Source organism: Microvirga brassicacearum, from assembly GCF_008757455.1.
Taxonomy (GTDB): domain Bacteria; phylum Pseudomonadota; class Alphaproteobacteria; order Rhizobiales; family Beijerinckiaceae; genus Microvirga; species Microvirga brassicacearum.
On sequence record NZ_VCMV01000006.1, the window covers coordinates 85,224 to 97,718 of the forward strand.

The 12,495-nt window shown below is 66.2% G+C and carries 8 protein-coding genes; 4 read left to right on the forward strand and 4 right to left on the reverse strand.

The annotated features are described in order from the left end of the window. Window positions 1-41 precede the first annotated feature (41 nt). The 4 genes from trpB to FEZ63_RS05160 all read left to right on the forward strand — a co-directional run bounded on the left by trpB (window position 42) and on the right by FEZ63_RS05160 (window position 4,674). On the forward strand, window positions 42-1,259 hold the full coding sequence (gene trpB / locus FEZ63_RS05145) for a tryptophan synthase subunit beta (protein WP_150942566.1): 1,218 nt from the start codon (window positions 42-44) through the stop codon (window positions 1,257-1,259). 148 nt (window positions 1,260-1,407) lie between these two features. Continuing rightward, a complete protein-coding gene (gene trpA / locus FEZ63_RS05150; RefSeq protein ID WP_150942567.1) occupies window positions 1,408-2,247 on the forward strand; it encodes a tryptophan synthase subunit alpha in 840 nt (279 codons plus the stop codon). Window positions 2,248-2,358: 111 nt separating this feature from the next. After that, window positions 2,359-3,219 (forward strand): acetyl-CoA carboxylase, carboxyltransferase subunit beta, encoded by an 861-nt coding sequence (gene accD, locus FEZ63_RS05155; RefSeq protein WP_150942568.1) that lies wholly within the window; start codon window positions 2,359-2,361, stop codon window positions 3,217-3,219. Between the two features lie 129 nt (window positions 3,220-3,348). Then, entirely contained in the window at window positions 3,349-4,674 is a 1,326-nt protein-coding gene (locus FEZ63_RS05160) for a bifunctional folylpolyglutamate synthase/dihydrofolate synthase (RefSeq protein ID WP_150942569.1), read from the forward strand. A gap of 67 nt (window positions 4,675-4,741) precedes the next feature. Here FEZ63_RS05160 and trxA read toward each other — a convergent pair whose 3' ends face one another. The 4 genes from trxA to FEZ63_RS05180 all read right to left on the reverse strand — a co-directional run bounded on the left by trxA (window position 4,742) and on the right by FEZ63_RS05180 (window position 12,494). Further along, a complete protein-coding gene (gene trxA, locus FEZ63_RS05165) occupies window positions 4,742-5,062 on the reverse strand; it encodes a thioredoxin (RefSeq protein ID WP_150942570.1) in 321 nt (106 codons plus the stop codon). A 99-nt stretch (window positions 5,063-5,161) separates the two neighbouring features. Further along, entirely contained in the window at window positions 5,162-8,605 is a 3,444-nt protein-coding gene (addA, locus tag FEZ63_RS05170) for a double-strand break repair helicase AddA (RefSeq protein ID WP_150942571.1), read from the reverse strand. Beyond that, a complete protein-coding gene (addB, locus tag FEZ63_RS05175; RefSeq protein WP_150942675.1) occupies window positions 8,602-11,763 on the reverse strand; it encodes a double-strand break repair protein AddB in 3,162 nt (1,053 codons plus the stop codon). Before addB ends, addA begins: the two co-directional genes overlap by 4 nt. Next, on the reverse strand, window positions 11,760-12,494 hold the full coding sequence (locus tag FEZ63_RS05180; RefSeq protein ID WP_150942572.1) for a nucleotidyltransferase family protein: 735 nt from the start codon (window positions 12,492-12,494) through the stop codon (window positions 11,760-11,762). Before FEZ63_RS05180 ends, addB begins: the two co-directional genes overlap by 4 nt. Window position 12,495: the final 1 nt, after the last annotated feature.

Here is a 12,495-nt window from a genome sequence, read left to right on the forward strand (position 1 = left end):
CATCTCTTCGAGATGCGGCATCAGCGTAAGGCAGGACCGGCGTGACAAATCAGGCTCAACCCAATTCCTTTCGCACCGGGCCCGACGAGCGCGGACATTTCGGCATTTTCGGCGGTCGGTTCGTGGCCGAGACGTTGATGCCGCTGGTGCTCGATCTTGAGAAGGCCTACGCGGACGCGAAAGTGGACCCGGCGTTCCATGCCGAGATGAGCGCGATGATGACCCACTATATCGGTCGTCCGAGCCCGCTCTATTTTGCGGAGCGCCTGACCGAGCACCTGAATGGCGCCAAAATCTATTTCAAGCGCGAAGAGCTGAACCACACCGGCGCCCACAAGGTGAACAACGTGCTGGGCCAGATCCTTCTCGCCCGCCGCATGGGCAAGAAGCGCATCATCGCCGAGACCGGCGCCGGCCAGCACGGAGTCGCGACCGCCACCCTCTGCGCCCGCTACGGCCTCGAATGCATCGTCTATATGGGCGCCGTCGATGTGGAACGGCAGAAGCCGAACGTCTTTCGCATGAACATGCTGGGCGCCAAGGTCGTGCCGGTGCAATCCGGCACCCGCACCCTGAAGGACGCCATGAACGAGGCCTTGCGGGACTGGGTCACCAACGTGGCGGACACCTTCTATTGCATCGGCACGGTAGCGGGTCCGCACCCCTATCCGGCCATGGTGCGCGATTTCCAATGCGTCATCGGCAACGAGACCCGCGAGCAGATGATGCAGGCGGAGGGCCGCCTGCCCGACTCGCTTGTTGCCTGCATCGGCGGCGGCTCCAACGCCATCGGGCTGTTCCATCCCTTCCTCGATGATCGCAGCGTCGAGATCTACGGCGTGGAAGCGGCCGGCCACGGCCTCGACAAGCTGCACGCCGCCTCGTTGACGGGCGGCCGCCCCGGGGTCCTGCACGGCAACCGCACCTACCTGCTCATGAACGACGACGGCCAGATCACCGATGCCCATTCGATCTCCGCCGGCCTCGACTATCCGGGCATCGGCCCGGAGCATTCCTGGCTCCACGACATGGGCCGCGTGACCTATATCTCCGCCACCGACGACGAGGCGCTGGAAGCCTTCCAGCTCTGCGCCAGGCTCGAGGGCATCCTGCCGGCGCTGGAGCCGGCCCATGCGCTCGCCAAGGTGACCGAGCTCGCGCCCAAGAAGGCGAAGGATCACCTGATGGTCGTGAACATCAGCGGCCGCGGCGATAAGGATATGCCGCAGATCGCGGAGATTCTCGGAGCAGGAATTTGAGGCTCCGCTTTTCACCTCTCCCCACCGGGGAGAGGTCGCGAGCCCAAGGCGAGCGGGTGAGGGCCTTGCGCCCTTTCCGGCTTGGTCTTAACCCCTCACCCGGCGCTCCGCGCCGACCTCTCCCAAAAGGAGAGGTGGAGTCGTGCCCATGACAACACGCATCGAAGCCCGTTTTGAAAAATGCCGTCGGGAGGGCCGCGCGGCCCTCGTCACCTATGTGATGGCAGGCGACCCGGACCCGGAAACCTCGCTTGAGATTCTCAAGAGCCTGCCGAGAGCCGGCGCGGATATCGTCGAGTTCGGCCTGCCCTTCACCGACCCGATGGCGGATGGACCGGCGATTCAGGCGGCGGGTCTGCGGGCTCTGAAGGTCGGGCAGAACACCGTCAAGACCCTGGAGCTGGTCCGGCGCTTCCGCGAGGGCGATGCCGACACGCCCGTGATCCTGATGGGCTATTTCAACCCGATCCACACCTATGGCCGCGACCGCTTTCTGGTGGACGCCAGGCAAGCCGGTGTCGATGGCCTGATCGTGGTCGACCTCCCGCCCGAAGAGGACGATGAATTGTGCCTGCCGGCCCTGGAGGCCGGCCTCGCCTTCATCCGCCTGGCAACCCCGACCACGGACGACAAGCGCCTGCCGGCGGTCCTCGCCAATACCGCCGGGTTCGTTTATTACGTTTCGATCACCGGCATCACCGGCATGGCGACCCCCGATTTCGGCAAGGTCGCGATGGCGGTGGAGCGGATCAAGCGCCACACCCCTCTTCCCGTGGTGGTCGGGTTTGGCGTCAAGAGCGGCGCGCACGCGGCGGCAGTGGCGCGCGGAGCCGACGGGGTGGTGGTCGGGTCGGCGTTGATCGATGCCCTCAATGGCACCCTCGACGCCGATGATCGCGCCACCTCGCGATCGGTCGAGGCCGTCACCACATTGGTGAAGGAGCTGAGCGAGGGCGTCCGTTCGGTGAGCAAGCGGGAAGCCGCGTGAAATCAACCGCATCCTCATCCTGAGGGCTGCAAAGCAGCATCTCCAAGGATGCAGGAGGCGGTTCCAGAGGGCGCCCAGATTGCGGGCGACCGCTGAACGAAGGATAGAGTCATGAACTGGATCTCCGAAGTCGTTCGCCCAAGAATCAAGACGCTCTTCAAGCGCGAAGCGCCGGACAATCTCTGGATCAAGTGCCCGGATACCGGCCAGGTCGTGTTCCACAAGGACGTGGAGACGAACCAATGGGTCATTCCCGGCTCGAACCACCACATGCGGATCTCCGCCACCCAGCGCCTCGGCCTGATGTTCGACGGCGGGACATGGCTCGATGTGGCGCTGCCTGAGGTCGCGATCGATCCGCTCAAGTTCCGCGACGAGAAGCGCTACATCGACCGCCTGAAGGACGCTCGCGCCAAGACCGGCCAGCAGGACGCCTTCAAGGTCGGCTTCGGGCGCGTCGAGAACATTCCGATGACCCTCGCGGTGCAGGATTTCGGCTTCATGGGCGGTTCGCTCGGCATGGCGGCGGGCGAAGCCTTCGTCAAAGGCGCCATGACGGCGCTGGAGAAGAACACCCCCTACGTCCTGTTCGCCGGCTCGGGCGGCGCGCGCATGCAGGAGGGCATTCTCTCGCTCATGCAGATGCCCCGCACCACTGTCGGCATTCGCCGCCTGCGCGAAGCGAAACTGCCCTACATCGTGGTTCTCACCAACCCGACCACCGGCGGCGTCACAGCCTCCTATGCCATGCTGGGCGATGTTCATATTGCGGAGCCGGGCGCGTTGATCGGTTTTGCGGGTCCGCGCGTGATCGAGCAGACCATCCGCGAAAAACTCCCCGATGGCTTCCAGCGCGCCGAATATCTCAAGGATCACGGCATGGTCGATATGGTGGTGCACCGGCACGACCTGAAAGCCACCATCGCGCGCCTCGCAGGCCTCTTCATGAAGGCGCCGGCGATCGCCGCCTAGAGCAGGATGCCGAAACGCGTGAAGCGGTTTTCGGCCACCATCATGCTCCAGGTTGAATAAACGTCTTACTTCATCGTCGCACGCGCGTCCGGGCTCTCACTTTCCGACTGCGCGACAGGGGCCCCGACCATGGAATCTTCCGATGCGCTGATCGCGCGTTTTCTCGCGCTGCATCCAAAGACCATCGACCTGTCGCTGGGCCGCATCCAGCGCCTGCTCGGCCAACTCGGCCATCCTGAACGCCGCCTCCCGCCGGTGATCCACGTGGCGGGAACCAACGGCAAGGGCTCGACCATCGCGTTCATGCGCGCGATTCTCGAGAGCGCCGGGCTTGCAGTCCACGTCTATACGTCACCGCATTTGGTGCGCTTCCACGAGCGCATTCGGCTCGGTCGTCTCAACGGCGGGCAATATGTGAGCGAGGAGCGTTTGGTCGAGGCGTTCCGCCGCTGCGAGGCGGTCAATGCCGGCCAGCCAATCACCGTGTTCGAAATCACCACCGCGGCTGCGATCCTGCTGTTTTCGGAAGAGCCTGCGGATGTGCTGTTGCTGGAAGTAGGCCTCGGCGGCCAGTTCGATGCCACCAACGTGATCGACCACCCCGCCGCCGCCGTGGTGACGCCCATCGGCCACGACCACGCGGAATATCTCGGCACCACGCTGGAGGGCATCGCCCGCGAGAAGGCCGGCATCTTCAAGCGCGGTTGTCCGGCCGTGATCGCCCCGCAGGATTACCTGCCCGCCGACCAGACCTTGCGGGCGGAGGCCGAGCGCATCGGCGCTTCGCCCCTCTTCGTCGGCATGCAGGATTTCTCCGTTCACGAGGAGAGCGGCCGCCTCGTTTATCAGGACGAGAAGGGCCTGCTCGACCTGCCCCGGCCGCGCCTTGTCGGCCGCCACCAGTTCGTCAATGCAGGCACCGCCATCGCCGCCTTGCGCGCCGCCGGTTTCGAGCAATTCGAGACCTCGGCTTTCGAGTCCGGATTGACCCGAGCCGAATGGCCGGGGCGTCTGCAGCGTCTGACGAAGGGTCGGCTGCCCGGCCTCGCGCCGGAGGGCTGCGAGCTCTGGCTCGACGGCGGTCACAATGCGGACGGGGGGCGGGTTCTCGCCGCCGCCATGGCCGACCAGAGCGAGCGCAAGGACGGGCCGCTGGTGCTGATCGTCGGCATGCTCGGCACCAAGGATTCGGATGCCTTCTTCCGCAATTTCATCGGCCTTGCCCGCGAGGTCATCGCCGTGCCGATCAGCGGCCAGATCGCCGCGCGGCCGGCCGACGAGGTGGCGGCGATCGCCGCAGGCGTCGGCCTCACCACCTCGGTCCAGCCGAGCGTAGAATCAGCGCTGGCATCGCTCCACGACTACGTCTGGGACCACCCGCCACGGATCCTGATCTGCGGATCGCTGTACCTTGCGGGCGAGGTGCTGGCGGCGAACGGAACGCTGCCTCAGTAGGGATTGAAACCTCCCGACGAAAAAAGGGACCTCGCGGTCCCTTTTTGTTTATCCCGGCAGCCCGAATTCAAGCCGAGGCCTGGATCCACTTGGCGAGCTCGCCCTTGGGGGCAGCGCCGATCTTCTGGGCTACGACCTCACCATCCTTGAACATCATCAGGGCCGGGATCGAGCGGATGCCGTATTTCGACGAAACCTGCGGGTTTTCATCGACGTTCAGCTTCACGATCTTCACCTTGCCGTTCATTTCGGCCGAAATCTCTTCCAGCGCCGGGCCGATCATGCGGCAGGGGCCGCACCATTCGGCCCAGAAATCCACCACGACCGGCTCGGAGGATTTGAGGACGTCATCGCCGAAGCTCGAATCGGTTACCTTAACGGTCGCCATGAGAATTCACCTTTGTTGCAAAGCGACTCAGTATCGAGCCGCGGACACTATCGCCAAGTTAAGAACCGGGTCGTCCGGAATCAAGCGAGCGGGCCTGCCTCATCTGGCATGGATGAGGGCAAGCGCCCGTTCGAGTTCGGCCTTGTCCAATTCGTGAACGACCGGACCGGCAGTCCAGACCAGGAACGCCCGCACGCGCTTGTCCGGGTAGATTTCCTGCAGCAGCAGACGGTAGAGCGCGAGCTGCGTTACATAGGATGGCGGTGGCGGCTCGCCTTCTCGCGGCGGGCGCGCCGTGGTCTTGAAGTCCGCGACCAGCACCTCGTCCTCGAGCACCGCGAGCCGGTCGACCTGCCCCGACACCAGGAGCTCGCCCTCAGCGGTCGCGATCCGTCCGGCAAGCGGCGCCTCCGCGCGCGATCCCGCCCCGAAAAGCGGTGCCAGGGCTGCATGCTGGAGGACGCTCGACGCATGGCTGACAAACGTCTCACGCAACCCTGCGGCGAGCCTCGGCGCCCTTGCTTTCACATAGGCGGTCGCCATGGCCTCGCGCTTCTCCGGCGGCAGGCTGGGAAGGCGCTCCAACAGGGCGTGCACGATGGTGCCGCGAAGGCGCGCTTCCGGCGCGTAAGGGCCGTCCCCGGGGCGCGTCATTCGATCGGCCGCACCGAGCGCGCTCGAGGGCCGGATCGGCGGCAGCGGTTCCGGTTCGGCCAACACCTTCTGCGTGAGCCATTCCGGCATGGCCGCACGGGCAACGGATGCGGATTCGGGTTCCGCCACCGCGGCGACGGCGACGGGTCCTTCCCGCCAGACCTCGATGGGGCCGAACGGCGCTTCCACTGGTTCCAGGACGCCGGGTTTCAGGCCGAGTCCGTGGCGGATCATTTCGGACCATGCCTCGGGCTTCACAGTCTTGCCGCTGGTCAGATAGGGAGCCACCACAAGCCGGTCCTTGGCGCGTGTCATGGCGACATAAAGCAGCCGATTGTGTTCCTCGGCGGCTTTCTCATGCAGCAGCGTTCGCGCGGCCGCGATGGCATCCGAATCATAGTTGTGCCCCGGCGACCAGACCGGAACGGTCCCAGTAGTCCCGGCTGGAAGTTCGAGCAGAACCGGATCCGCGCCCTTCGTGGCGCAGCCGTCGAACAGGAACACGAGCGGCGCTTCGAGCCCTTTCGCCCCATGCACGGTCATGACCCGGACCTCATTGTTGGTCGAATCGAGATCGCGCTTGATCGTGTGGTCGGCCGATTCGAACCGGTCGAGGAAGGTCACAAGGGACGGCGTGTCGAGCTTCTCCGATTGGTGAGCGGCCGACAGGAAGGCGTCGATGGCGTCGCCTGCTTCGCTGCCGAGCCGGGCGACCAGTTGCGCGCGGCCCCGCAGGGGACCCAGCAGCGACGCAAAAAACCCGAACGGACCCTGCTCCCGCGCCAGCTCGCGCCAGTGCCGAAGCGCATCGCAGGCCCGGCGCGCCGGAAGGTCTTCGCTTTGCGCATGGCGTTGCAGCGCCGTGAGCAGCGATTCATCGTCTCCCCGATAGGCGGCGATGCGGATCAGGTCGTCGTCGGTGAGGCCGACGAGGGGCGATTTCAGCGCGGTGGCGAGCGTCAGGTCGTCGTCGGGAAGAAGCGCAGCGCGGCCCGCGGCCACCAGATCCATCACGGCGATATGCTCACCGATATTGAGCCGGTCGGCGCCCGCGACCGGCACGCCCTTTTCCTTGAGCGCGCGGATCACCGCCTCGAAGGCGGCACCGCGCTTGCGCACCAGAACCAGCACCTCGCCGGCTTTCCAGATCCGGCCCGTTTCGTCGCCGGTCGATGTCCACCGCTTGACCACATCGGCAATGCGGCCGGCCACCACCACAGGCGGCGATTGCTGTTCGGGCGCATCCACCGGCAGCACCCAGGCATCGGGCTCATCCTCGTCCTGCGGCGTGACGACGGGCCACAGCTCGACGCAGCCGGGCACATCCGGACGGGCGCTCTGGTGCACCGTTCCTACGGCCGTGTCCTCGAACGACAGGCCCTTGAAATGCGCGTCCACCGCGAAGGTGGCATCGACCGCCGAGAGCACGGCGGGCGTCGAGCGGAAGGAGAGCGTCAGGCTCACATCCTCGAAAGCCAGCGCCGCCTCCGCGACCTTGCGCTTCCAGTCCTGACGGCTTTCCTCGAATTTCTGCGGCGCTGCACCCTGGAAGCCGTAGATCGATTGCTTGGGATCGCCGACCGCAAAGAGTGTGCGCACCCGCCCGCCATTGGCGCCGAACCCGGCCGTGAAATCGGCCGTGATGCGGCGCAGGATTTCCCATTGCTCCGGGTTCGTGTCCTGCGCCTCGTCGATCAGCACATGATCGATGCCGCGATCGAGCTTGTAGAGCACCCAGGCGGTGTCGCCGCGGGAGAGCAGCGCCAGCGTTTTGTCGATGAGATCCTGGAAATCGAGCGCACCGTAACGCGCCTTGGCCTGCTCCACGCGGGCGCCGATTTCTGCCGCCAGGATGAACAGGGCGCTCGTGCGCTGCCAGGCATGCGCCGCCTTGAGCCTCGACTTGAGGCGGTCGAGCCGGTTCTGCTCCTCGATCAGCCGCTCCGCCACAGGCAGCGGGACCGCCTTGGTGACGAACGACGACGATTTGCGCGGCGTGTTCTGCTGAGTGAAAAACACCGTCAGGTAATGCGTCAGCCGCTCTTCGGGATCCTGCGCCAGGGACGCCGCAACGAGCGATGCGGCGCGTGCCTCGTCGGTCGATTTGCCGGTTCGGAGTTCGGCCGCAAGCGCCATCCAATCGCTGGGAGCAATCCCGTCTTCGAGCATCGCGCGCTCGACCGAGGCGGCATTCTCGCCAGGATCGAGACCAAGCGCCTTGCGCAGATCCTCGAACCCGGCCGCGATCCCGTCGGGGCGGCGCAGGAAGCGCTTGCAGCGCAAGGCCGCGCTCAGCGCCGCGCTCAGCTTGTCGCCGGCGGCCTCGACGCTGATGACCGCGAGCGCATCGTGCAGATGCGGGTAATCGCCGCTCGCCGAATCCGCCAGCACATTGGCGGTCTCCTCAGCGAGCATTTCGCCGCTCTGGTTCTCATCGAGCACCGCGAAGCGCGCCGGCACGTTGGCCTCGAACGGCACCAGATGAAGCAGCCGCTCGCAGAAAGCGTGGATGGTGTCGATCTTGAGTCCACCGGGCGTTTCCACCGCGCGCGCGAACAGCGTGCGGGCAAGCCGCACTTGGGTCCGGCTGGGTGCTCGCCCCTCGAGTTCGGTCAATTCGACGACCAGACGCTCCTCGTCGAGCGTCACCCATCGACCGAGCAACTCGAACACCCGGATCGCCATGTTGGCAGCGGCCGCCTTGGTGAAGGTCAAGCAGAGAATGCGGCCGGGCGCGCAGCCGTCGAGCAGCAGGCGCACGACCCGATCGGTGAGCACTTTCGTCTTGCCCGCGCCCGCATTGGCCGACACCCAGGCCGACGCGCGCGGATTGGCGGCGCGGCGCTGCGCATCCTTGGTGTATTGCGGGATGACCAGATCGGTTCTCATTCGAGCCCCTCGCCGCCGACCAGCGACCATTCCTTGACGCGAGCGAGATGGTCATAATCCGAGTAGCGGCGCGCATATTTCGGGAAAGGCCGCGACAGAAAAGGCGCTTCGCCTTTGGCAAAGCGCGCGATCATGCCCTCGAAACGGCGGCCATGCTCCTCGACGATTTCAGAGACCGGACGTTTCTCCGCACCTGTCGGCTCGATCAGGCGCGCCACCATGGGTTTTCGTCCGCCGGTCGTGTGCATGTAGAGCAGGTCCGGCGTTTCCTTCGCGGCGGGCAGGCCCTTGAACGCAGCACGCATCAGCATCACGGCTTCGAGAGTCAGTTGCGGCGAGAATCCCGCATAGACCTCGCGGATTCCCGGCGGCTGACCGGTCTTGAAATCGACGATGGTGAAACCGCCGTCGCGCCGATGCTCGATCCGGTCCGCGCGGGCGCGCAAGGTGAAGATCGTGCCGTCGGAAAGAGGGATGGGAAGGGCGCCCGAGCATTCGGCGTAGATATCGAGAATTTCGGGCCGGCGTCGCGTTTCCCAGGCGACGAATTCCGTCGCGAGGCGCGTGAAACGCGGCCACCATTCGGCATAAAGCTCAGGAAATGCCTCGGCCAGGGCAGAGAATTCATCCGCGCCTCGTCCGAGCAGATCCTCGAGCGCGTGGGCCGGCAGCTCGCGGGGGTAGGCCTGCCCGAAGCTGCCCAGCACATCGTGAATGATCGTGCCGCGATCAGCCGCACTCGGCGCCACCGCGATCGCGTCCAGCGCATCGAGCTTGAGGATGTGGCGCGCAAAGATCGAATAGGGATCGCGCACCAGGATCTCGATTTCCGTGACGCTGAGGCTGCGCGGAAACAGGGCGGGATCGGGCAGCGGGCGCGGCCGCGCGAGGGGCGGTGCCGGAAGCGGCGTATCGAGCACCTGTGCCCAATCGCGATAGCGGTCGCCCGCCGCCACCATCCGCGACCAGATCGTCTCGCCCGTGAAGGCTTTCAGGCGCTGTAGAAAACGCGACGGCACCATCGGCGATCCGTCGCGCTTCTGCGCCCGGGTGATGACCACGTCCTGCGTGCCCAGTGCCTGCACGAAGTCGTGCGCCGTCTGGCCGATGCGCCGCTCCGGCGGGGCGAGGCCGACACGCGCCCGCATGGGCCGGTTGAGGAACGCATCGGTGATCGTGCGCGGCGGCCAGGTGCCCTCGTCGAGCCCGCCCAGGACGACCCGATCGACCGATAGAAGCCGGGCTTCCAGAAGACCGAGGATTTTAACCCGGCGATGGGTCGAGCGTGGCGAGGGACTGAGCGTCTGCTGCTTGGCGAGCGTCGTGAAGAACGCCGGATAATCGGCGAAGCGCCCTTGCAGCGGCTGATCTTCCTCCGACCGGATCTCCGACAATTCGAGATCGTCGAAGAGCGCCCGGAGGGCCTCCGCGGAGGGGTCGCCCGCATCGCCCGCCTGGTCGTCGTCAGGCTTTGCCGCGAGCGCTTCAAAAGTTCGGCGATGATGCTCCGTCAGGGCGATCAGATCGAGCGTCCCTTTCCCATGCAGCACAGGCGAAAAGGTCTCGAAGGCGGCCTGCAGGCGGCGCAACAATTCGTCGGCGAGATCCCAGTCCGCATCCGAAAGCCGCTTTCGCGCCCGCGGCGCGCGGCGGCCCTTGTCCGACCGGTTATTGGCCAGCGTCGTTCTCATGCCTGCCAGACCCTCGCCAGGGGCCGGGCCGCGCAAGACGCCGATTTCGAGAACCGCCGAGGCGCGCGCCACGGTCTCGCGCGGCCATCCCAACCGCACGAGGGGATGGGCGAGGAGCGCCAGGACCGGCAGCGGTCGCAGGTCTTCGGCGGCAGCCTCCGCCGCGAGGCGCGCCAGGCGGCCCGATGGCGTATCCGACAGCGGGCATCCGGCCGAATCCTCGATCGCGATGTCCCAACGTCCCAGTTCAGCCGCAACACGCGCGGCGAGCGCCCGATCCGGCGTCACGAGCGCGGCGGTCTTGTGCGGGTCGTCGAGTGTCTGCCGCAACGCGATCGCGATGGCGAGCGCCTCTTCGCGCTCGTCAGTCGCCTCGACGACCGCCAGCCCCTCACATCCCAGTTCCGCGAGGAACTGACGCTCGGTCGGCGGGATCTCGGACCACAGATCGGTGGTCTCCGCCGGACGCAAGGCCTCGGACAGCACCCGGGTGCGTGCTCTAGCGCCCGGTGTGGTGTTCCCCAGCACGACAATGTCCGAGCGCTGGACGCGCAGGTGGCTGTCCACCAGCCTCCGCAAGGTCGCCTGCGGATGAGTGTGAACGGGATCAGTGTCATCGTCCCCGAGGCCGCCGATTTTCCGCCAGCTATCCTCGTCGAGATCGGTGTCGAGACCCGGCAGCACCACCGCGCCTTTCGGCAGGCGGGCGATGGCGGCAATAAGATTGGCGGTGGCGGGGATCGAGCCCGTCGAACCGGCGACGATCATCGGCGTCATGGGGCGCAGACGGGTGAGTCGTCGGGCCTCTGCCTCGATCAGGGCGCCGCGCCGCGCCGCGGGGTCGCTCGCCTGCCGGTCGGCGAGGATTTGCGGCCAGTATTCGCTGACGATCTGCACGAAGTTGCGCGTGATGCGGAAATACTCGGAAAAATCCGCCTCGACAGCGAGTTCCAGCGCATGCCAGTCGATCCCCTCGGTGGTGAAGGAATCCATCAGCGTTTCGAGATCGGCGGCGAGATTGATGGCCTCCGCCGGCGAGCCCGGCACCAGAAACGGCACATCGGGACCCAGTTGCAGCAACGTGCGATCGACCTGGGCCGACCAGCGCTGGATCAGGCGTGTGAGGATCAGGCGCCGTTCCAGCGGCGGGATCGGCGGTTTCAGGGTGGCGGCGTCTTCAAGCGGCGTGCCCTCCAGTCCGGTCAGTTCGAACTCGGCCTCGTCCGCCTCACCGAGGGGCACGATCCGCGGCAGGAGCTGGGCCCTCGCGCCGCCGCGTTCGGCCAGAAGCGCCACCAGCGCGCGGGTGGCGCGGCGGGTCGGCACGTAGATGGTGATGTCGGCAAGTGCCGCCGGGTCCCGCGACAGCGGGCCGACCAGGCGGCCGTCGAGCAGCGCATCCACCAGGGTCGGCAGGAACGGGCTGCCGGGGGGAATCGAAAAAACGTGAGGCTCGCCCGCGCTCATCGCACGCTGGCGGTCAGGCACGCTTCCGCCTCGGCGATGGCATGAGGCTCGCCCACATGGAGCCATTGGCCATCGAGCTCAAGGCCGTAGAGACGGCCGTTTGCAATCGCCCGGTCGTAGAAAAGATTGGCCGAGAACGGCCCATCGGGTGTGCCCTGCACCATCTCGGGCTTCACGATGGCAACTCCCGCATACACGAAAGGCACGCGCTCACCAGGTTTGCGGCGCTGAAGACGGCCGGACGATGCCATGCCGAAATCGCCCTCGCCCTCATAGCCGACGCTGGTATCGCGCGGTGCCACCAGCATCAGGATATCCATCTCGGCGGGATCCCACGCCTCCATCAACCGCGACAGGTTCGGCTGCGCTCCCTCGACCCAGATGGAATCGGAGTTGAAGGTAATGAACGGTGCGGCGCCCAGCAATGGCAGGGCTTTCTTGACGCCGCCGCCGGTTTCCAGAACCGCCTCGCGTTCATCCGAGATGACCACGAGAGGGCTGTGGCGCGTGCGCAGATGCGCCTCGAGCATGTCGGCGAAATGGTGCACGTTGACCACCACCATGGTCATCCCTGCCTCGTCGAGCCGATCGAGCGCGAAGTCGATCAGGGTCCGTCCGCCGACCTTGACCAAAGGCTTCGGCATGGTGGCGGTGAGCGGCAGCATGCGTTTGCCAAGACCCGCTGCGAGCACGATGGCGGAGGTGGGTGCGTTCGAAAGGGGCTGGGACAAG